21 protein-coding genes and 1 pseudogene are annotated in these 18,665 nt (G+C 70.5%); 9 read left to right on the top strand and 13 right to left on the bottom strand.

The window, feature by feature from the left end:
* Positions 1 to 29 precede the first annotated feature (29 nt).
* Complete coding sequence (locus tag ACYVOK_RS02415; protein WP_460660546.1) at positions 30 to 266, top strand: hypothetical protein; 237 nt, start codon at positions 30 to 32, stop codon at positions 264 to 266.
* Between the two features lie 120 nt (positions 267 to 386).
* Here ACYVOK_RS02415 and ACYVOK_RS02410 read toward each other — a convergent pair whose 3' ends face one another.
* The 4 genes from ACYVOK_RS02410 to ACYVOK_RS02395 form a co-directional block, all read right to left on the bottom strand.
* Positions 387 to 3,302, bottom strand: coding sequence for a helix-turn-helix transcriptional regulator (locus ACYVOK_RS02410; protein WP_460660545.1), 2,916 nt, complete (start codon positions 3,300 to 3,302; stop codon positions 387 to 389).
* A 113-nt stretch (positions 3,303 to 3,415) separates the two neighbouring features.
* A complete protein-coding gene (locus ACYVOK_RS02405) occupies positions 3,416 to 3,568 on the bottom strand; it encodes a hypothetical protein (protein WP_460660544.1) in 153 nt (50 codons plus the stop codon).
* Between the two features lie 13 nt (positions 3,569 to 3,581).
* Positions 3,582 to 3,710: a hypothetical protein gene (locus tag ACYVOK_RS02400; RefSeq protein WP_460660543.1), complete on the bottom strand. Its 129-nt coding sequence runs from the start codon at positions 3,708 to 3,710 to the stop codon at positions 3,582 to 3,584.
* Positions 3,711 to 3,917: 207 nt separating this feature from the next.
* Positions 3,918 to 4,076: a hypothetical protein gene (locus tag ACYVOK_RS02395; protein WP_460660542.1), complete on the bottom strand. Its 159-nt coding sequence runs from the start codon at positions 4,074 to 4,076 to the stop codon at positions 3,918 to 3,920.
* Between the two features lie 173 nt (positions 4,077 to 4,249).
* On the opposite strand from ACYVOK_RS02395, the gene ACYVOK_RS02390 reads away from it, so the two are divergent.
* The gene (locus ACYVOK_RS02390) at positions 4,250 to 5,815 is read left to right on the top strand and encodes a PucR family transcriptional regulator (protein ID WP_460660541.1); all 1,566 of its coding nucleotides are present in this window, start codon (positions 4,250 to 4,252) and stop codon (positions 5,813 to 5,815) included.
* Here the strand turns inward: ACYVOK_RS02390 and ACYVOK_RS02385 are convergent.
* Positions 5,812 to 6,408, bottom strand: coding sequence for a DUF1989 domain-containing protein (locus ACYVOK_RS02385; protein ID WP_460660540.1), 597 nt, complete (start codon positions 6,406 to 6,408; stop codon positions 5,812 to 5,814). The two genes, ACYVOK_RS02390 and ACYVOK_RS02385, sit on opposite strands and share 4 nt — an antisense overlap.
* 117 nt (positions 6,409 to 6,525) lie before the next feature.
* Here ACYVOK_RS02385 and ACYVOK_RS02380 point away from each other — a divergent pair, with 117 nt between their 5' ends.
* The 3 genes and pseudogenes from ACYVOK_RS02380 to ACYVOK_RS02370 all read left to right on the top strand — a co-directional run bounded on the left by ACYVOK_RS02380 (position 6,526) and on the right by ACYVOK_RS02370 (position 8,520).
* A complete protein-coding gene (locus ACYVOK_RS02380; protein ID WP_460660539.1) occupies positions 6,526 to 7,653 on the top strand; it encodes an oxidoreductase in 1,128 nt (375 codons plus the stop codon).
* Positions 7,650 to 7,955, top strand: a pseudogene (locus tag ACYVOK_RS02375) (polysaccharide deacetylase family protein); the annotation flags it as partial. The gene ACYVOK_RS02380 and the pseudogene ACYVOK_RS02375, both read left to right, overlap by 4 nt.
* 55 nt (positions 7,956 to 8,010) lie before the next feature.
* Positions 8,011 to 8,520 carry a polysaccharide deacetylase family protein gene (locus ACYVOK_RS02370; protein ID WP_460660779.1) on the top strand — a complete coding sequence of 170 codons (510 nt, stop codon included), beginning with the start codon at positions 8,011 to 8,013 and terminating at the stop codon, positions 8,518 to 8,520.
* An 11-nt stretch (positions 8,521 to 8,531) separates the two neighbouring features.
* On the opposite strand, the gene ACYVOK_RS02365 is transcribed toward ACYVOK_RS02370, so the two are convergent.
* The 3 genes from ACYVOK_RS02365 to ACYVOK_RS02355 are packed head-to-tail and all read right to left on the bottom strand — an operon-like array spanning position 8,532 to position 11,240.
* On the bottom strand, positions 8,532 to 9,239 hold the full coding sequence (locus tag ACYVOK_RS02365; RefSeq protein WP_460660538.1) for a GntR family transcriptional regulator: 708 nt from the start codon (positions 9,237 to 9,239) through the stop codon (positions 8,532 to 8,534).
* A gap of 7 nt (positions 9,240 to 9,246) precedes the next feature.
* Positions 9,247 to 9,786 carry a cysteine hydrolase family protein gene (locus ACYVOK_RS02360; RefSeq protein ID WP_460660537.1) on the bottom strand — a complete coding sequence of 180 codons (540 nt, stop codon included), beginning with the start codon at positions 9,784 to 9,786 and terminating at the stop codon, positions 9,247 to 9,249.
* Entirely contained in the window at positions 9,786 to 11,240 is a 1,455-nt protein-coding gene (locus ACYVOK_RS02355) for a purine-cytosine permease family protein (RefSeq protein ID WP_460660536.1), read from the bottom strand. The genes ACYVOK_RS02360 and ACYVOK_RS02355 overlap by 1 nt, the downstream gene beginning before the upstream one ends.
* A 116-nt stretch (positions 11,241 to 11,356) precedes the next feature.
* On the opposite strand from ACYVOK_RS02355, the gene ACYVOK_RS02350 reads away from it, so the two are divergent.
* Both ACYVOK_RS02350 and ACYVOK_RS02345 read left to right on the top strand, forming a co-directional pair.
* Positions 11,357 to 11,917, top strand: a complete 561-nt coding sequence (locus tag ACYVOK_RS02350) for an NADH-quinone oxidoreductase subunit B (protein ID WP_460660535.1) — start codon at positions 11,357 to 11,359, stop codon at positions 11,915 to 11,917.
* On the top strand, positions 11,914 to 12,621 hold the full coding sequence (locus ACYVOK_RS02345) for an NADH-quinone oxidoreductase subunit C (protein WP_460660534.1): 708 nt from the start codon (positions 11,914 to 11,916) through the stop codon (positions 12,619 to 12,621). Before ACYVOK_RS02350 ends, ACYVOK_RS02345 begins: the two co-directional genes overlap by 4 nt.
* A 7-nt stretch (positions 12,622 to 12,628) precedes the next feature.
* Here the strand turns inward: ACYVOK_RS02345 and ACYVOK_RS02340 are convergent, their stop codons facing one another.
* Positions 12,629 to 13,438 carry an SDR family oxidoreductase gene (locus ACYVOK_RS02340; protein ID WP_460660533.1) on the bottom strand — a complete coding sequence of 270 codons (810 nt, stop codon included), beginning with the start codon at positions 13,436 to 13,438 and terminating at the stop codon, positions 12,629 to 12,631.
* 85 nt (positions 13,439 to 13,523) lie between these two features.
* Between ACYVOK_RS02340 and ACYVOK_RS02335 the strand changes: the two genes are divergently transcribed.
* Positions 13,524 to 14,474, top strand: a complete 951-nt coding sequence (locus ACYVOK_RS02335) for a complex I subunit 1/NuoH family protein (protein ID WP_460660532.1) — start codon at positions 13,524 to 13,526, stop codon at positions 14,472 to 14,474.
* Here ACYVOK_RS02335 and ACYVOK_RS02330 read toward each other — a convergent pair.
* From ACYVOK_RS02330 to ACYVOK_RS02315, 4 genes are read right to left on the bottom strand one after another with little or no spacing between them, the layout of a single operon-like run.
* Complete coding sequence (locus tag ACYVOK_RS02330) at positions 14,471 to 15,670, bottom strand: ABC transporter permease (RefSeq protein ID WP_460660531.1); 1,200 nt, start codon at positions 15,668 to 15,670, stop codon at positions 14,471 to 14,473. The two genes, ACYVOK_RS02335 and ACYVOK_RS02330, sit on opposite strands and share 4 nt — an antisense overlap.
* Positions 15,667 to 16,332, bottom strand: coding sequence for an ABC transporter ATP-binding protein (locus ACYVOK_RS02325; RefSeq protein WP_460660530.1), 666 nt, complete (start codon positions 16,330 to 16,332; stop codon positions 15,667 to 15,669). Before ACYVOK_RS02325 ends, ACYVOK_RS02330 begins: the two co-directional genes overlap by 4 nt.
* Positions 16,329 to 17,381, bottom strand: a complete 1,053-nt coding sequence (locus ACYVOK_RS02320; RefSeq protein WP_460660529.1) for an efflux RND transporter periplasmic adaptor subunit — start codon at positions 17,379 to 17,381, stop codon at positions 16,329 to 16,331. Before ACYVOK_RS02320 ends, ACYVOK_RS02325 begins: the two co-directional genes overlap by 4 nt.
* Positions 17,381 to 17,896 (bottom strand): hypothetical protein, encoded by a 516-nt coding sequence (locus tag ACYVOK_RS02315; protein WP_460660528.1) that lies wholly within the window; start codon positions 17,894 to 17,896, stop codon positions 17,381 to 17,383. Before ACYVOK_RS02315 ends, ACYVOK_RS02320 begins: the two co-directional genes overlap by 1 nt.
* Before the next feature lie 111 nt (positions 17,897 to 18,007).
* Here ACYVOK_RS02315 and ACYVOK_RS02310 point away from each other — a divergent pair, with 111 nt between their 5' ends.
* Positions 18,008 to 18,664 carry a response regulator transcription factor gene (locus ACYVOK_RS02310; protein WP_460660527.1) on the top strand — a complete coding sequence of 219 codons (657 nt, stop codon included), beginning with the start codon at positions 18,008 to 18,010 and terminating at the stop codon, positions 18,662 to 18,664.
* Position 18,665 lies beyond the last annotated feature (1 nt).

Below are 18,665 nucleotides of genomic sequence, written 5' to 3'. Positions count from 1 at the left end.
AAACGGGGTGAGTACAGGGCGGTGAGGCTATGTCGTGGCAACTGTGGGTGGTCATCGCGCTGCTCGCGAGCGGGGTCGTGATACTCGCAGTGACCAGGATGCGGCACGCGCAGCACGTCTTCTCCGACATCACCCGGCTGGATCGCCCGGGAAAGAGCGATCATCCAGGCCTGACCGGTGACGAACTGGCCCGAGCCCGGGCGCGGGCCATGGCACGAGCCCGCGGCGCCGAACCCGAACGTGGTCGCCGCCGCGGCCACGGTTGACGCAGAGCTTTCCGCGCACGCGGAGTCACAGGCGCCCGGGCCCCACACCCGGGACCGCCCACAACCGATCGCTCACGTTCGGCGGACACGCACACCGCCGAACGTGAGCGGTCCGGGCGGTCAGTCCAGGAGGCCGTCTCGGCGGGCGACGGCAGCGGCTTCGGTCCGGGAGCGGACGCCGAGTTTGGCCAGGATGTTGGAGACGTGCACGCTGACCGTCTTCTCGCTGATGTAGAGCTCCCGGGCCAGCTGCCGGTTCGTCCGCCCTTCGGCCAGGAGCGCGAGCACTTCCTTCTCGCGGGACGTCAGGCTGCCCGCGCCGCCACCGGCCTCGACACCGCCGACCTCGTCGAGCAGCGGCTTCGACGCCAGCTCACGCCCGACCTCGGCAGCCAGGGCCGCCTGTTCGTTCGCCTCGGCCACCCGCCCGGCGGCCCGCAGCGCGGCGGACAACCGCACTCGCGACCACGCCTGCTCGAAGACATAGCCGTACCCGAACCCGTCGACGGTCCGCTCCCACGCGGACACGTGCTCCTCGGGCGACGGCGGGTCGATCCCGGTCAGCCAGCGCAGGCGCTCCCACTCAGCCTCCAGCCGCGACAGCCATGCCAGGCCCTCGACTCCCATCAAGCGCCCGGGCGGCAGACCCTTCTCGGCCGTCGCCTGCCCGGCCGCGAGCAACTCCGCCCCCTTGGACACCAGCTCCCGAGCCCCCGACGGCTCGCCCACCGCCCGGTGACACAGCACCTGCAGCCCGAGCGCCGAGAACCGGATCCGCGCCATGAACCATTCGGTCTGGAACACGTCCGCACACAGCGCGGACACGTCGGCGATCAGCCTCTCCGCCTCGGCGGGCTGGTCGAGCTGCCGGTAGGCGTCCACCGCCGGCTGCAATCCGATGATCGGCAGCATCACATCCAGGTCCCACCACTTGCGGAGCCGCCCGAGCTCCTCCGCGACCGAGGTGTCACCGCGCCCACCACGGACGGCGAACTCCAACGCCCGCAGCGCCGCCGCGGACGCCTTCGGCGTCATCGAGTCCGTCCGGGCGGTCGCCGCCGCCTCGTCCCACTCACCGAGGACGAACTGGGTCAACCCGAGCATCCGCCGCGCGTCGAACCCGTACACGGCCCATTGCCGGCCGAGCTCGGCTGCTCGCCGCATGGCAACCGCCAGCGCCGCCTTCGCGCTGTGCAGGTCGCCCTGCTCGTAGTGCGTCGAGCCGAGCAGGAACCGGCTCCGCACCTCCGCCGCGGCGTCTCCCGCCAACTGAGCCCGTACGGCGGCCTCCTCCAGCTGCCGCACCGCGCCCATCGGGTCACCGGCCCGGCGCCGCAGCACGGCCAGGGTGATCCCGGCGTCGCCCATCGCGGACTCCTGGCCGGCCTCGCGGGCGATTTCCAGCGCCTGCAGGGCCCAGCGCTCGGCCTCCATCGGCCGGCCCATCGCATCCGAGACCCGGGCATACAGTGACGCGACGCGTGCCTTGAACACGCTGGCCGGCTCGTCGTTGACCAGCTTGAGCGCCTGTGAAATCGCCTCGCTCGCCTCCTGGTCCTGGTCGATGATCAGGGCGATCTCGGCCAGTGGCAGCAGCAGCTCGGCCCGCTGCGTCTTCGGCGCGTCCGCAGGCAGCTCGGCCAGCGCCTTGCGCAGGATCTTCAGCGCGCGCAGGTGCTGTGAGGACAGCGTCGCGGCGGTCGCGGTCTGCACGATCAGCCAGGTCTTGTCGATGGTGCTCTCGGGGGACCGGTTCGGGAACAGCTCTAGCGCCAGCTCGTAGTGCTTCAGCGCTTCCTGCGGGGCCGCGACCGATATGGCCTCCTCACCGGCCCGGATCCGCGCCTCGAAGGCCTCGGCCAGGTTGTGCGACCGGGTGGCGTGCCCGGCGAGCTCGGCCGCCGTCCCCGCGACGGTCTGGTCCTTCAGCGCCTGCACGTACGCCGCGTGCTGCCGGACCCGCTCACCCGGCAGCAGGTCGTCGTACACCGCCTCCGCGAGCAGCGCGTGCCGGAAGTAGTAGCGGTCGTTGCTCGGTACGTCGATGATGTGCGCGTCGATCAGCTCGCGCAGCGCGTCGTCGAGCTCGCGGTCGGGCAGTCCCGCGACGGCGGTGAGCAGATCGTGCGGGACGCGCCGGCCCGCCACCGCGATCACCCTGGCGACCTGCCGGGCCGCGTCCGACAGCGGATCGAGCCGGACCAGGAGCAGATCGGCGAGATCCGGCGGTACGGCGTCACCGTCGCCCATCGACGAGGCGGCCACGAGTTCCTCGGTGAAGAACGCGTTCCCGCCGGCCCGCTCGAGGATGCGCCGGACCTCCGGCTCGGGCAGCGGCTCGGTGAGCAGGGAGTTCAGCAGGACGCGGGACTCGTCGGCATCCAGGGGAAGCAGGTTGACCCGGCGGACCCGCGGATTGCGGGACCACTCGGCGATCGGTCGGCGCAGCGGATGCCGGCGGTGCAGGTCGTCGCTGCGGTACGAGACGACCAGGGCCAGCCGTTGCGAGGTGAGCCGGGTGATCAGGAAACCGATCAGGTCCCGGGTCGAGTCGTCGGCCCAGTGGGCGTCCTCGATGATCACCAGCAGCGGCTCGCTGGTGGACAGCGCGGTGAGCGCGCCCAGGACCGCGTCGAACAGGGCGGCCCGGTCCAGCTGCTCCTCCTGCGGCTGAGGCTGGGCCCCGATCAGCCGGTGCGTGGGCAGCAGGCGGCCGATGGCCGGGAAGTTGGCCAGCACACTCTCGACCAGGTCCGGCCGGTCGCTGCCCAGCCGGCCGAAGATCTCGGTGAACGGCAGATACGGCAGGCCGGCGTCGCCGAAGTCGGTGCAGTGCCCGACCAGGACGCCGAAACCGCGCTCGTGCGCACCCGTGGCCACCTCGTCCAGCAGCCGGGTCTTGCCGACGCCGGCGTCACCGGACAGCAGAACGGCGCCGGCGCGACGCGTCTTGGCGTCGTCGACGGCGCTGAGCAGGGCGGCCATCTCGGCGGAGCGGCCGACGAAAGGTGTCGAAGTCCAGGGCACGTCGTCCATCTTCGCCCCTGGCGCCGACACAAATCGACGGCATCCCTTCCGGTGGTCGCCGGCGGCAACGAAAACGCCGTCCCTGTCCGCTGCGATCGGATCAGGGACGGCGGTCTCGGCGGTCATGCCGCGATGGTGGGTCGAAGGGCCCGGCGAGCGTGCCGCGGCTGGGGCCGCCGGGTGCGCTCGGCGCGCTCCCGGCGGGTCGCCACCCGGTACTGCCGCTCCTGCCGGTAGGTGGTCTCCGCCTTGATCGACTGAGGTGTCATGAACATGGGGTTCCTCCTCTCAGGCTTTCCGGCCGAACAGGTGGACGAGGTTCCGGCGGGTCCGGGGGGTCCGGTGCTGCCGGAAGTCACGGCTGAGGCGCTCCCTGCGGTAGTCGACCTCGGCCTTGACCGATTCGTTCGTGTGCATCTGGTGTTCCTCCTGATGTGGTGTCGGCTTCCTGCCGATGCCTCGAATCTGCTCCTCTGAGGTAGGCCCGCACATCGGGACTCCTCCCTATCCCTGGTCCCTAGGGGGTCCTAGGGAGGCCGGGTACGGCGTCCGGGCGGTCTAAGTACTCCTGAAACGCCGGCGCGGCCGGCTCGGAGGAGCCGGCCGCGCCGGGGGGTTCGGTGCTCACATCGCGGGGCGGGCGCGGAGCTCGGGGGTGGAGGGCTCCGGGACCGGCCGCTTGGGTGTGCGCTGGAACCAGAACGGGCGCTGGAAGTCCCGCTTGATCCGGTCCTGGCGGTACCTGATCTCTGCCTGGACGGCGGCGGTTGAATACTGGAACATGGTCTCCTCCGGGAGCCTTGGTCGATGCCTCGACAGTGCTCGCCTGAGGAGGCCCGCCACATCGGCACAACTCCCTATCCCCCCGGCCCCGGACCCCTTAGCTACGTCAGGTGGGAGCGGATACGGCCCAGGGATGACGTTGCCAGGGGACGGAGGCTGGATATGTTCACAGGATGCTGAGTCTTGCCGCCCTGATCGCGAACCCGGCGCTCGAACTGCGGCTGCTGGTGCCGGGTCCGCCCGGTGCGGTCGAGCGCGAGGCGTTGTGGGTGCACAACACCGAGTTGCCGGACCCGTCGCCGTACGTGCGCGAGGGCGAGATCGTGTTGACCAACGGGTTGTGGCAGCACCAGACGACGGCGGCGGAGTTCGCGGCGAGCGTCCGGCGTGCGGGTGCCGCGGGAATCGTGTTCGGTCTGCGCAAGGAAACGCCGGCCACGCCGCCGGAGTTGATCGAGGCCTGCCGGCGCGAAGGTCTGCCGCTGGCGGAGATCTCGATCGAGGTTCCGTTCACCGCTGTGACGGAGGCCGCGTCGGCGATCCACACCGATCAGCGCCGGGACGCCCTGCTCGGCATGGTACGGCGGGGCGACGCGCTGGCCTCGGCGATCTCGCACGGTGCCGGGGCTTCCGGCGTACTGGCGGTGCTGCGGCGCGAGCACGAGTTGCCGCTCGCCGTCGTCGACCGGATGGCGCGGCCGCTGGCTGCCGCCGGCGTGGAACTGTCGGCCGAGCAACGCCGGATCGTGGCAGAGGGCCTGGCCCGGCACCCACCGCCACTCGAGATGGACCTCGGCGAACCGGAGGGGCGGGCGACGGTGTTCCTGGTCGGCGCGGTGGGGGACACCGACGCCGCGCTGCTGTGCCTGCGGCCGGTGAGCCGGTTGAGCAGGGCCGAGCAGGACGCGCTCGATCAGGCCGCTCGGTTCCTCAGCCTGGAGGTGGCGAAGCAGCAGGCGATCCAGGCCATCGAGCTGCGGTTCGCCAGCGAGCTGCTCGACATGATCCTGTCCGGTGCGCAGCGGGCGGCCGAGGTTCCTGACCGGCTCCGGTCGTTCGGGGTCGATCCGTCGGGTGAGCTGGTTGTGCTGACGGTCGCCTTCGCCGACGGAGCGGAGCCGACCTTGCCGGGCTTGTCGGAGACGGTCGGCGAGTTCTTCCTGGCGCAGACCCTGGCCGTGGTCGTCGCCGGTGGCAGTCAGGACGTGGTCGCCGTACTGCAACGTCCGCGGCAGGACCTGAAGGAACTCGCCGAGGCGCTGTGCTCGGTGGTCCGCAAGCGGTTCCCCGACCGGCGTCCCGTGGTGGGGCTCGGAGACCCGGCGCCGTCGGCGGGCGAATTGCGGCAGCCGCTGGTGCAGTCCCGCGAGGCCTGTCAGGTGTTGCGGCGTCGACGGGCCGGTCAGGCGGTGGCGTCGTTCCGGGAGCTGGGCACGCACCGCCTGCTGCTCGGTCTGCAGGATGCCGGGACGCTCCAGGGGTTCGCGGACGGCGTGCTCGGGCCGCTGCGCGAACACGACAATCTGCGGGACAGCCGGCTGGAGACGACGCTGCGGACCTTCCTGTCCCACGACGGGCAGTTCGGCGCGACCGCGGCCGCCCTCTACGTGCACGTGAACACCTTGCGGAACCGGCTGGCGAAAATCACCGAGTTGACCGGCCGTGACGTCGCCCGCACCGAGGACCGGGTGGACCTGTTCCTGGCCCTCGAGGCGGACGAGATGTCCCGGGCCCGCTAGCGCAGTACGTCGATCGCCAGATCGGTGGGCCGTGCGCCGTTGATGACGGTCAGGTCCTGCGGGCAGGCCGACAGCACGACGACGCAGTCGAGCTCGGCGCGGAAGGTGATCGAGTCACCCGCAGCTGTTGCTGCAGGCAACCAGTCCAGTGTCTGGTCGGCGGCGACCGGCACGCGCATGAAGACGTTGACCGGCTGCGGTACGACGACCTCGGCGCCGAGCGCGTCGCGGAGGTTCCGGGCGCACGACGGATGATCCGGTGCGCCGAGGCCGGCGTACCGGGCCTCGTCGCAGGCGGCGATGAGCAGGTCGTGCTGTCCCGGTGAACTGTCCTCGACCAGGGTCAGGATCGGCCTGCGGCGGTCCGTCACGAACGCCTCGCCGATCGCCGGGAACAGCCTGCTGGTCGCGGTCCTGGTGTGCGACGCGCTCAGGTGCTCGCCGGTGATGCCGGACGGCGACGCGACGTACGCGAAGAGATCGCCGACCTGCTGCCCGGCGAGGTCGACGACCCGGACGTGACTGCCCCGGTCGACCCGGACGGCTCGTCCGGTCCGCGCGGGCACGAGAGTACGAACAACTGTGTGCGTCATGCGACAACTCAAGCAGGGCGGCCGAGCGGGCTCAGTGGAGAATCATCCAATCTTGGCCCTCATTACTGTGGTTGAGTCCATCGATCGGCGGTGTCGCCGGGTGATGGAGTTGCGAGCATGGATCTGACAACGACTCGTCTTCATCCCGCCCTGCGGCCGGCCGTACTCGGCGGCCTCGAACTCGCCAACCGCTTCGCCGTCGCGCCGATGTCCCGGGTCTCCGCCACGCCGGACGGCGTACCGACGGCCGAGATGGCGGACTACTACGCCGAGTTCGCCGAGGGCGGCTTCGGCCTGGTGATCACCGAGGGGACGTACCCGGACTCGTCGTACAGCCAGGGGTACCTGAACCAGCCCGGGCTCAGTACGGCGGCCCAGGTCGAGGGCTGGCGGGAGGTGACCCGCCGGGTCCACGCGGCCGGCCGGCCGATCATTGCCCAGTTGATGCACGCGGGCGCGATCTCGCAGGGCAACCCGCATCGCACGGAGCGGGTCGGGCCGTCGGCCGTGCAGCCGATCGGCGAGATGCTCACCGAGTACGGCGGACACGGCCCCTGGCCCGTCCCGCGTGAGCTGTCGATCGGCGAGATCGAGGAGGTGATCGAAGGTTTCGCGGCCGCGGCGGTGCGGGCTCGCGAGGCCGGCTTCGACGGCGTGGAGATCCACGGCGCGAACGGGTACCTGCTCGACCAGTTCCTCACCGTCTACACCAATCACCGCACCGACGGGTACGGCGGACCGGTGGCGAACCGGATCCGGCTCACCGCCGAGGTCGCGAGCGCCGTCGTCGCGGCGACCCCGGCCGAGTTCGTGGTCGGCGTGCGGCTGTCGCAGACCAAGGTGAACGACCTCGACTACCGCTGGCCCGGCGGCGCGTACGACGCCGAGGTCATCTTCGGCGCTCTGGCCGAAACCGGTATCGACTACCTGCACATCGCGAGCGAAGGCCGCAACTGGCTCGAGACCGCCCGCCTGCAGGGTGGCCAGACGCTGACCGGACTGGCCCGGCGAGTCAGCGGCCTGCCGGTGATCGCGAACGGCGGCATGCACGACCCCGCGCAGGCCGACCGCGTGCTGACCGACGGACATGCCGACGTGCTCTCGGTCGCCCGCGGCGCGCTGGCGAACCCGGACCTGCCGCGACGGCTGGCCGAGGGCGTCGAACTGGCGCGGTTCGAGCGCGAAATGCTGGAGCCGGCAGCGACGCTGGCCAACGCGAGGCAGTGGCAGACTGGTCGGTCATGACAGGTACGACGTGGCACGGCGGAGCAGCAGCCGTCGTCACGCTGACCTTCGACGTCGACGCCGAGACACCGATCCTCGCGGCCGGACGACGGTACGCCGATCACCTGATGACGATGTCGCATCAGGCGTACGGGCCGGACGTCGGCGTACCGCGGATCCTCGATCTGCTGGCGGAGCTCGGCGTACCGGCGACCTTCTTCGTGCCGGGCTGGGTGGCCGAGCAGCGACCGGGGCTGGCGGCAACGATCGTCGAGCGGGGCCACGAGGTCGCGCACCACTCGTACAGTCACCGCGCGCCGACGTCGCTGACCGAGGCGGAGGAACGGGCGGACTTCGAACGCGCCCTCGAGGTCTTCGATGCTCAGGGCATCGAGATTCGCGGGCACCGGGCCGCGCTGTGGGGAAGCCACCCGGGTCACCCTCGACCTGATCGCGTCGTACGGCCTGTCGTACGACTCCTCGCTGATGGGAGACGACCGGCCGTACGTCCTTGCGGTGGACGGTCGACCGGTCGTCGAGCTCCCGGTCCACTGGTCGCTGGACGACTGGGAGCAGTACGCCTATCTCCCGTCGCCCCAGATCGGGTCGGTCATCGAGTCGCCGCGCAAGGTGCTGGAGCTGTGGCGGGCGGAACTGGACGCGATGCGGCACTACCGCTGCCTGTTCAACCTGTGCCTGCACCCCTTCCTGTCCGGTCGGCCGAGCCGGCTGCTGGCCCTGCGTGAACTGATCGAGTACGCCCAGTCCTGCGGTGATGTCCGTTTCGCCCGCTGCCGAGACTTGGCCGACGCCGCCCGCTCCGATCCCACGCTGTTGCCCCGGACAGCACCGGCCGTCGTGGCTGATCCGGCCGTCTACCCCGACTGACCCCCGACTTGTCAGCCTGCGTCGGTGAGGTTCAGTTCGAAGTGTTCGGGGTCGAGGAGGCAGTCGGCGTACTCGGCGAACCGATCGTCAGCGGTCCAGCTGGTTCGCTCGGTGTGCAGGAACCACGTCCCCTCCGGCCGCCCGAGCAGCTCGGCCTCGGCGGCGTCCAGCGGCCGGCCGCGCAACCGTTGCTCGCAGTGGTCGAGATGGAGCCCGGCGCGGTGCAGCGTGGCCGTGATCGAGCCGTTCTCCAGCCCGCGCTCCGGCAGGTCGCGGAGAGACTCCAGTGCCGGGAGCCGGCTGCGTTCGATCGAGATCGCCGGGCCGTCCGCGAGCTGCCGGAGCCGCTCGATCACGATCACCTCCGGCGACTCGAGTCCGAGCCGGCCGGCCAGCTCCGGGTCCCGATCGAGTTCGATCCGCACCGTCCGCATCCGGGTCTCGACCCCTTGTTCGGCCAGCGCGTACGACCATCCGGGCCCGCTGTCCACGGGTCGCCCGTCGAACAGCACGAACGACCCCTTGCCGGTCCGGGTGGTGATCAGCCCCTCCTCGGCCAGTACGGCGAGCGCCGAGCGGACCGTGTTCCGGCTGACCGAGAACCGCTTGGCCAGTTCGACCTCACCGGGCAGTTGAGCGCCCCGCCGTACCAGGCCGGAACGAATCTCCCGGGCCAGCACGGCGGCGATGCGCTCGTGCTTCAGGGCGACCTCGGGCATCGGCGGCTCACTGGTTCAGCGCGCGGATCTGTTCGACGGTGACGATCTCCAGCATCGGCGAGTACAGCCGCATGATGTCGATCGCCTTGCGGTGGCTGTCCTCGTCGGCGCCGGCGCAGGCGTCCTCGACGACCTGGACGTAGACGCCGGCGTCGACCGCGGCGAGCGCGGTGGTCATCACGCAGCAGTCGGTGGTCACGCCGCCGAGGACCAGATGACCGCCGGTGCCGACCGCCTCGGCCAGCTCGGGACCCCACTTGCCGAACGTCGTCTTGTCCAGTGTCGACGTACCCCTGAACTCGTCGACCAACTGGTAGTCCTCAGCATCCGGGGACTGCAGCGCGAACGGGTAGAGCTCGTAGTACGTCGCCCAGGAACCGGCCGGTTTCTCCGGGGCCACGAACCGGGTGAAGACCACGTTCGGGGACAGGATCTCGATCAGCTGCTTGGCCGGTTTCACCACCCGCTGGAAGTCCGGCGCGGCCCAGCCCGAGTCCGGGTCGGCGAAGATCCGCTGCAGGTCGATCAGCGCGAGAACCGGCGCCATCAGGCCTCCCTCTCCTGTTTGCGTACGGCGGACGTCCCGCCGGCCAGCTGGACCACGAACCCGGCGACCAGCGCGAACAGCACACCGAGGTTCGCGTAGGCCCAGGCGCCTTCCTTGCCGCCCAGGCCGAACGGCTCGAGCAGGTAACCCTGCCAGGTCAGCCAGGATGCCAGCGCGTTCGTCACCAGGCCCCAGCCGATGGCGGTGGCGACGAGCATGGTGAGCACGGGCAGCCAGCGCACGTCGCCGTACCGGCCGCGGGGGTCGTAGAGGTCGGCCTCGGCGTAGTCGCGCCGGCGGGTCACGATGTCGGCCAGCATGATGCCGCACCAGGCCGCGACCGGTACGCCGAGTGTGATCAGGAAGCCCTGGAACTCGCCGAGGAACTCGTCGCCGTAGAAGACCACGTAGATGGTGCCGGCGATCATCACCAGGCCGTCGATGAATGCCGCGACGTACCGGGGTGCGGGCAGTCCGATCGAGAGCAGGGCCAGGCCGGACGAGTAGATGTCGAGCACCGCGCCGCCGACCAGGCCGAGGACGGCGACGATCACGAACGGGACCAGGAACCAGGTCGGCAACGCCTCCGCCAGCGCGCCGATCGGGTCGGCGGCGATCGCGTCGCTCAGGTCCGTCGACGACCCGGCCAGCAGCAGACCGAAGCCGAACAGGATCACCGGCGCGATCGACGCCCCGAACGTGGTCCAGCCGACCACGCCCGCGCTGGACGAACGGCGCGGGAGGTAGCGCGAGTAGTCGGCGGCCAGGTTCACCCAGCCGAGACCGAAGCCGGTCATCAGGAAGACCAGGGCACCGATCAGCTGCTGGCTCGAGCCGCTCTGCAGCCCGGACACCGTGCTCCAGCTGATCCGGTCCGCGACCAGGACGATGTAGACGACGGTCAGGACGCCGGTGACGATCGTGATGATCGCCTGCGCCCGCATGATCAGGTCGAAGCCGAGCACGCCACAGGCCACGATCAGTAGGCCGACGACGACCAGGGCGATCACCTTCGTCAACCCGCCGCCGCCCCAGCCGAGCCGCTCGAACACCGTCGCGGTGGCCAGGGTGGCGAGGATGGTCAGCACGGTCTCCCAGCCGACGGTCAGCAACCAGGACACCAGCGACGGAAGTTTGTTGCCCCGGACACCGAACGCGGCCCGGCTGAGCACCATCGTCGGGGCCGAACCGCGCTTGCCGGCCAGTGAGATCAGCCCGCAGAGCAGGAACGAGAACACGATCCCGACCAGGCCCGCGATCAGCGCCTGCCAGAAGGAGATGCCGAACCCGAGCGCGAACGCGCCGTAGCTCAGCCCGAGCACCGAGACGTTCGCCCCGAACCACGGCCAGAACAACTGGCTGGGCCGGCCCTTGCGCTCCTCGTCCGCGATCACGTTCAGCCCGTTGCTCTCCACCGTGAGCACGCGGGGCTCTGCCTGCAGCCGGTCGGCCATGCCGTCTCCCGAAGTGAACCTGTCCAGTCCTGTTCAATCACGGTAGGACGGGCCGCGGAGACGGTCAAGGACGAGCGTCGTACCGGGCAGCGGGTGGACGCACTAGGCTGTCGAGCATGGCTCAGACCGAGTTGGGGATGCCCGCGGTGCGCCCGGACGTGGGTGCGCTGGCCAAGCTCGCGCCCGAGCCGGTCCGGTACCTGCTGAACTGGGGCCGCAAGTACTCCCTGTGGGTGTTCAACTTCGGCCTCGCCTGCTGCGCGATCGAGTTCATCGCCGCGTCGATGGGCCGGCACGACTTCATCCGGCTCGGAGTGATCCCGTTCGCGCCCGGGCCGCGGCAGGCCGACCTCATGGTGGTGTCGGGCACCGTGACGGACAAGATGGCGCCGGCGATCAAGCGGCTCTACGACCAGATGCCGGAGCCGAAGTACGTCATCTCGTTCGGCTCCTGCTCGAACTCCGGCGGCCCGTACTGGGACTCGTACTGCGTGACCAAGGGTGTCGACCAGATCATCCCGGTCGACGTGTACGTGCCCGGCTGCCCGCCGCGGCCGGAGGCGCTGCTGCAGGGCATCCTCAAGCTGCAGGAGAAGATCGCCGGCGAGGACATGACGAGCCGGTACGACGAGCCGTCCGCGGCGGCGCTGACCCGCGGACTGGTGACGCCGCAGTGATCAACGACGCGCTGAGTGCGCTGACCGCCGCCGGGATCGAGGCGACCCAGGCGGACAGCTTCGGTCCGGTGGCGATCGACGTACCGGCGCCGGCCTGGGTGACGGCGCACGAGGTCCTGCGGGACGCGGTCGGGCTGACGTTCTTCGACTTCCTGACCGCGAGCGACGAACTCACCGACGGGTTCCGGGTGGTGTCGCATCTCGCGGACTTCTGGGGTGGCGCGCACGTCGAGCACCTGCTGGTCCGGACGCTGGTCCCGCGGGACAAACCGGAGTTGCCGACCCTGACGGACCTGTACGCCGGGGCCAACTGGCACGAGCGTGAGACATACGAGATGTTCGGCATCACGTTCACGGATCACCCGAACCTTCTTCCGCTGCTGCTCCCGGACGGCTTCGAGGGCAACCCGCTGCGCAAGGAGTTCGTCCTCGCGTCCCGAGTGGCCAAGCCGTGGCCGGGCGCGAAGGAGCCGGGTGAGTCGGACCACGCTCCTTCCCACGGCGCACCCAGCCGCCGCCGCACGCTCCCGCCAGGGGTCCCCGACCCGGACAGCTGGGGCCCCCGCCCACCCGGCTCACCCGACCCGGACCCGCTGGCCCCCGCCCAGGCCGCCTCCACCCCGGCCCGCCCCCGCCGAACCCCCACCGAACGCCGTACCCGCAAACAATCAGAACCCTCACCTCCGACCGAGGCGCAAGCCTGACGCTGGGTCAGATGAACTCGGTGGCGTGTTCCTGGGCCCATTCGGCGAAGGTGAGGGCTGGGCGGCCGGTCAGGCGGGGGACTGTGCGGGTGACTGGTTCGGGGGTGTCGACCAGGGAGGCCCAGTAGGCGACTGAACTGTCGGCGAGGGTTGCGTCGGCGCCCAGGTCGAGCATGGACTGGCGGGCGGCCGCAGGGGTGAGTTCCTCGATGCGCATCTCCTTGCCGATGACCCGTGCGATCGTCTCGACCTGCTCGGCCTGCGTCAGTCCTTCGGGTCCGGTGAGGTCGTAGGTCTCGCCGAGGTGGTGGTCGTTCAGGAGGGTGAGTACGGCGACCGCCGCGATGTCGTGTTCGTGGATCAGGGACCGCCCGGCCTTCGGGAACGGCAGTCGTACGACGTTGCCGTTGCGGAACTGCTCCGCCCAACCCTGCGCGTTCACCGCGAAGCCGCTCGGCCGCAGGAACGTCCAGTCCTTGTCCTGCCGCAGCAGTTCCTCAACATCACCCCAGACACCCCCGGTCGCCGCGCTCAACGCGGACAGGTACACGACCCGCTTCGGCAACTCCGCGACGATCGGCGCGACTCCCTCGGCGCTGAACGACGGCCACAGGAAGAAGGCCGCGTCGACACCGCTCGCGGCACGTCGTACGGCGGACGGGTCGTAGATATCGCCCTGGACCAACTCGACGTCCGGCGGCAGCCCGGCCGCGTCCGGCGTACGGACCAAGGCCCGGACCGTCGCGCCGGCGGCTCGCAGGCCGGCCACGACCTGACGGCCGACCCGCCCGGTGGCTCCGGTGACAAGGACGATCATGTGTTCTCCTCGTGAACTCGGTGGAACACCAAGCCTTTGACCTCAACGTTGGTTGAGGTCAAGCCGGAGTCGGTAGGGTGCGGTCATGGTCGAGTTCGTGGTGCGGGTGGTGGGCGTCGTGGTCGCCTTCCTGGTGGCGCCCTTGCTGGTCGGTCAGGCCGAGCACAAGGTGATGGCGCACATGCAGTCGCGGCTCGGTCCGATGTACGCGGGTGCGTTCCACGGCTGGGCGCAACTGGTCGCGGACGGCGTGAAGTTCGTGCAGAAGGAGAGCGTGGTCCCGGCAGCCGCGGACCGGCGGGTGTTCGAGTGGGCCCCGATCGTGGCGATCCTGCCGTACCTGGCCGCGATCGCCGCGATCCCCCTGGCTCCCGGCATCGTCGGCGCGGACCTGGACTCCGGCCTGTTCTTCGTGCTGGCCGTGATGAGCATCGGCGTGCTCGGCTCGCTGATGGCGGGTTGGGGCAGTGGCAACAAGTACAGCCTGCTCGGTGGTCTCCGGGTCGCCGCCCAGCTGATGAGCTACGAGCTGCCGTTCGTCCTCTCGGCCGCCAGCGTCGCGGTCGCGGCGGGTTCGCTCAGCCTGACCGGTATCGCGGAGGCCTGGAACCCGTGGTGGCTGCTCTGGCAGCTGCCCGGCCTGATCGTGTTCTTCATCGCCGGCCTGGCCGAGTTGCAGCGGCCGCCGTTCGACATGCCGGTCGCGGACTCGGAGGTCATCTTCGGCCCGTACACCGAGTACACCGGCCTCCGGTTCGCGATGTTCCTGCTCGCCGAGTACGCCGGCATCGTCGTACTCGCCGGCCTGACCGCCGTGCTGTTCCTCGGTGGCTGGAGCGGGCCGGGGCCGGACTCGATCGGCTGGATCTGGTCGATCCTGAAGGTGGCACTGGTGGCGGTCGTGGTGATCTGGGTGCGGGTCTCGTTCCCGCGGTTGCGCGCCGACCAGCTGCAGAAGCTTGCCTGGCAAGGCCTCGTGCCGGTGGCGCTGCTCCAGCTCGCGCTCACCGGCATCGGGGTCACCGTCTTCGGCTAAGGGGTTGCCAGGGCTTCGGTGGGCGACAACCTCGACGCGCGGATGGCGGGGTAGAGGCCGGCCAGGCCGCCGATGACGAGGGTGGCCGCGATCCCGCCGGCCAGCGCCCACAGCGGGATGACGGTCAGCCAGTTCTGGTACGACGCGTAACCGGCGCTGACCGCGGATCCGAGAATCGCCCCGCCGACACCGCCGAGCGCGGACAGCAGCAGCGACTCGGTCAGGAACTGGGTCCGGATCTGACCGCGCGTCGCCCCGAGCGAACGCCGCAACCCGATCTCCGCCCGGCGTTCCAGCACCGAGATCACCATGATGTTCGCGACGCCGACCCCGCCGACGAGCAGCGCGACCGCGCCGAGGCCGAGCAGCAACCCGGTGAACGCCTCACCGGCGGCCTGTTTGGCGGCGAGCGCGTCGGACGGCCGCGACACCTCGACCTCGTTCGGCGCCTCCGGGTTGGCCGTTGCTCCGAGCACCGAACGGACCGCCTCGACCTGGGAGTCGTCCGACCGGGTGTAGATCGTGGTCGGGTGCCCGTCGAAGTCGAGCGCGGTGTCCGCGGCCGGCCACCCCATCAGGGCGGCACTGTCGAGCTCAGGAGCCAGGGCAGCCGGCTCGAGGATGCCGAGCACCGTGAACCACTTGTTGCCGATCAGCACCTGGGTGTCCGGTCCCGCCCGGGTGATCCCGAGCCGCTCGGCGGCACTCGCCCCGAGCACGGCCGCCGGGTAGCGGCCGGTCGCGGCGTCGATCCACTTGCCGCTGCGGATCGCGCCGCCGATGGTGTCCAGCAGGTTCGTCCGGGCGGCGTACGCGATGATGCCGTTCGTCTCGACGGCCGGGATCTTGTCGCTGCGGTAGACCGAGACGTCGTCGACCCGGCCGATCGCCGACTGCGCCCGGACCGGGCCGATCCGGCCGACCATCGCCTCCGCGGTCAACGGCAGCTGGGCCTGTTCGCCGGTCAGCGTGGTGCCCGGCGCGACCGTGAGCAGATTGGTGCCCAGGGCATCGAGCTGGTTGTCCAGCTCGGCCCGCGACGAGGACGAGATGCCGACCACGGCGACCATCGCCGCGATCCCGATCGCGATCCCCAGCGCGGACAGGAACGCCCGCATCGGCCGCGTGCGCAACCCGACCGCGCCGACCCGGACCACGTCCCGCGGCCACAGCTTCGCCGGCTTCAACTCGTTCACGATCGCACCTCCTCGATGATCCGGCCGTCGCGCATCCGGACCTGGCGGGGCAGCGACGCGGCGATGTCCCGGTCGTGGGTGATGATGACGACCGTCGTACCGGCCGCGTGCAGGTCGCGCAGCAACTGCATCACCCCGGCACCGGACTGGGAGTCGAGCGCCCCGGTCGGCTCGTCGGCCAGCAGTACGGCGGGCTCCCCGGCGACCGCCCGGGCGACGGCAACCCGCTGCCGCTCACCGCCGGACAGCTCATGCGGTTCGTGGTCCATCCGGTGGCCGAGGCCGACGCGTTCCAACGCCGCCGCCGCCCGCTTCCGCCGGACGGACGGCCGCAGACCGGAGTACAGAAGCCCGTCCGCGACGTTGTCCAGCGCCCGTACGCCGGAGGCCAGGTGGAACTGCTGGAACACGAACCCGATCCGGGTCGCCCGCAGCGCGGACAGACCCGAGTCGGACAGCCGCGCCACGTCGTACCGGTCGATCCGGACCGTGCCGGACGTCGGCCGGTCCAGCGTGCCGAGGACGTTGAGCATCGTCGACTTGCCCGATCCCGACGGGCCGACGATCGCGACCAGTTCGCCGCGCTCGATTCGCAGGCTGACCCCGCCGAGGGCCCTCACCCCGCCGGGGTACACCTTGGTCACCTCGGTCAGCTCGATCACTTCGGGATCCCCACCACGGTGCCGGCCTTGATCCCGGTGCCGCTGATCTCGACCTGGCCGGCGGCGAACAGGCCCGTCTTCACCGGCACGTAGCGCGACGTCGTACCGTCGGTGACCTCGACACCGAAGCCGCCCTCGCGCAGGGCGACCAGCGCGGACACCGGCACGGTCAGCACGTTCTTGCGTTCGGATGCGGTGAACGTGACGTCGACGGACGCCAGCGACCAGCCGGCCACCGCCTTCTGGTCGTCGATGGCAACGATCACCTCGACCTTGGTCTCCGGGTCCTTGTCCGGGCTCTCGGCCGGGATGATCACCGTCGACACCTCCTCGACGCGGCCCGGCACGGTCTTGCCGTCCGGGAGGGCGACCCCGACCTTCGCCTGCGGTTTCGCGAGCCGCTGGTCGGCGGCGTCGAGCTGGACGGTGACGGCCTTCTTCGTGCCGGTGTAAGTGAGGACGTTCTGGTTCGGCCCGATCGGAGTGCCCTCCTGCGCCTCCACGCTGTCCACCCGGATGTGGCCCGGTGCGAACACGACACTGCCGAGCTCGACGACCCCTGTCTCGTCCAGACCGAGGTCCTCCTGCCACTCCTCGACCGCCTCGGCGGTGGCGTCGGTGTACTCGTCGTCGACGGTGAAGCCGGTGTACCCCATCGCACTGAGGTTCTGCTCGAGCTGCAGGACGTCCGTACCCTCAGTGCCGTCTGCGAGCTTCCGGTACGCCGGCAGTGCGCCGTACAGGAGCGTGGTCGGCTTGTTGTCCACGCTGTAGACGGTCTGGCCGCGTCTGACCTCCTGTCCGCTGTCCGGTACGGCGGTGATCGTTCCGGCGACGCGGTTGACCAGCGACGACGTCGTACCGAAGCCGAGCTCGCCGTCCGCGGTCTCGGTGTCCTTGAGGGTCTGCTGCGTGACCTTGGTGGTGTTGACGGGTACTGCGGCCGCCGTCTGGTCCGCGGCCTGGCTGGTGTCGCCCCGGTTCACCAGGAACGCGCTCGCTGCGCCTCCGGCGGCCAGGACGACGACTGCGGTGAGTGCTCGACGCATCACTTACCCGCCAGAATCGGTTGGCAGGCCTCCTGCGCCTTCTGGAAGTCCGGGTCGTCGCCGACACCGGGGCCGATCATGATCCCGCGCTGCCCCGGCTTCGGGTCCGGGAACTTCTCCACACCGTTGTTACGCATGCACTCGGCGAACTTGCGGCCGTTCTCCTCCTGCTGGGGGTTCGGGCTGCCCTCGACCTGCGGGTTGTACTGCTTGCAGGCGTCCATGGCCTGCTGGACCTTCTCCTGGGTCACTCCCGAGCCCCGGTCGAACTTGAGCATCGGACCCTTGCCGGGTTCGGGGTCGGGCACGTCCAGCCCCTGCTCGCGCAGGCACTGGGTGAACTTGATCGCCATCTCGTCGCGGCTGAGGCTGGCCGGCGCGCTGCTCGGTGCGGTCGCCTGAGGCCGTGCCCCGGCACCCGACGCGACCTGGTTGGCCGGCTCGTCCGAGCCGCAGCCGGTCAGCAGCAGTACGGCGGCCGCCAGCGTTGCAGCGGCCACTGTGGTCTTACGCATGTCGTCTCCTTGGATCGGTCTGGGTGGTAAGCCTTGGCCGCGGCCCGTTTCCCTGCCGTTTCCGGAGCCGATAACGCGGAGGAAACACGGCCGTCGGGGATCATGGGAGGCGTGCGTGTGCTGGTGGTCGAGGACGAACCGTTGCTGGCGGCAGCGATCGCCGAGTGGTTGCGGGACGACTCGCATGCCGTCGACGTGGCCGGCGACGGCGGTTCCGCGCTGGAACGGCTGACGGTGAACGAGTACGACGTACTCGTCCTGGACCGCGACATCCCCGTCGTTCACGGGGACGAGGTGTGCCGGCGGCTGGTGGAGTCCGGGTCGGCGACCCGGGTGCTGATGCTGACGGCCGCGGCCGCCGTCACCGACCGGGTGGAGGGACTGGGCTTGGGTGCTGACGACTACCTGACCAAGCCGTTCGCCTTCGCCGAGCTGGCCGCGCGGGTGCTGGCGCTCGGGCGGCGGAGCCGGCCGGCGGACCCGCCGGTACTGCGTCGTGCCGGTGTGACCCTGGACCCGGCACGGCACGAGGTGTTCCGGGACGGGCGGTACGTACCCCTGTCGAAGAAGGAGTTCGCCGTACTGGCGGAACTGCTCCGAGCCGACGGCGCGACCGTCTCGGCCGAACAACTGCTGGAGAAGGCATGGGACGAGCACGTGGATCCGTTCACCGGGGCGGTCCGGCTGACCATCCTGAAGCTGCGGCGGAAGCTGGGGGAGCCGGGGCTGGTGGAGACCGTCACCGGCGTCGGCTACCGCATCCCCTGAG

Source organism: Kribbella swartbergensis (genome assembly GCF_054784135.1).
This window is presented reverse-complemented; position numbering and strand designations above follow the sequence as displayed.

What these genes read in the sequence shown, in the direction of transcription:
- ACYVOK_RS02390 (WP_460660541.1), top strand. Translation starts at nt 4,250, where the DNA reads ATGCTGAGTCTTGCCGCCCTGATCGCGAACCCGGCGCTCGAACTGCGG.
- ACYVOK_RS02405 (WP_460660544.1), bottom strand. Translation starts at nt 3,568, where the DNA reads ATGTTCATGACACCTCAGTCGATCAAGGCGGAGACCACCTACCGGCAG.
- ACYVOK_RS02400 (WP_460660543.1), bottom strand. Translation starts at nt 3,710, where the DNA reads ATGCACACGAACGAATCGGTCAAGGCCGAGGTCGACTACCGCAGGGAG.
- ACYVOK_RS02315 (WP_460660528.1), bottom strand. Translation starts at nt 17,896, where the DNA reads ATGCGTAAGACCACAGTGGCCGCTGCAACGCTGGCGGCCGCCGTACTG.
- ACYVOK_RS02320 (WP_460660529.1), bottom strand. Translation starts at nt 17,381, where the DNA reads ATGCGTCGAGCACTCACCGCAGTCGTCGTCCTGGCCGCCGGAGGCGCA.
- ACYVOK_RS02335 (WP_460660532.1), top strand. Translation starts at nt 13,524, where the DNA reads ATGGTCGAGTTCGTGGTGCGGGTGGTGGGCGTCGTGGTCGCCTTCCTG.
- ACYVOK_RS02365 (WP_460660538.1), bottom strand. Translation starts at nt 9,239, where the DNA reads ATGCCCGAGGTCGCCCTGAAGCACGAGCGCATCGCCGCCGTGCTGGCC.
- ACYVOK_RS02380 (WP_460660539.1), top strand. Translation starts at nt 6,526, where the DNA reads ATGGATCTGACAACGACTCGTCTTCATCCCGCCCTGCGGCCGGCCGTA.
- ACYVOK_RS02395 (WP_460660542.1), bottom strand. Translation starts at nt 4,076, where the DNA reads ATGTTCCAGTATTCAACCGCCGCCGTCCAGGCAGAGATCAGGTACCGC.
- ACYVOK_RS02360 (WP_460660537.1), bottom strand. Translation starts at nt 9,786, where the DNA reads ATGGCGCCGGTTCTCGCGCTGATCGACCTGCAGCGGATCTTCGCCGAC.
- ACYVOK_RS02370 (WP_460660779.1), top strand. Translation starts at nt 8,011, where the DNA reads ATGCTCAGGGCATCGAGATTCGCGGGCACCGGGCCGCGCTGTGGGGAA.
- ACYVOK_RS02385 (WP_460660540.1), bottom strand. Translation starts at nt 6,408, where the DNA reads ATGACGCACACAGTTGTTCGTACTCTCGTGCCCGCGCGGACCGGACGA.
- ACYVOK_RS02355 (WP_460660536.1), bottom strand. Translation starts at nt 11,240, where the DNA reads ATGGCCGACCGGCTGCAGGCAGAGCCCCGCGTGCTCACGGTGGAGAGC.
- ACYVOK_RS02340 (WP_460660533.1), bottom strand. Translation starts at nt 13,438, where the DNA reads ATGATCGTCCTTGTCACCGGAGCCACCGGGCGGGTCGGCCGTCAGGTC.
- ACYVOK_RS02415 (WP_460660546.1), top strand. Translation starts at nt 30, where the DNA reads ATGTCGTGGCAACTGTGGGTGGTCATCGCGCTGCTCGCGAGCGGGGTC.
- ACYVOK_RS02350 (WP_460660535.1), top strand. Translation starts at nt 11,357, where the DNA reads ATGGCTCAGACCGAGTTGGGGATGCCCGCGGTGCGCCCGGACGTGGGT.
- ACYVOK_RS02410 (WP_460660545.1), bottom strand. Translation starts at nt 3,302, where the DNA reads ATGGACGACGTGCCCTGGACTTCGACACCTTTCGTCGGCCGCTCCGCC.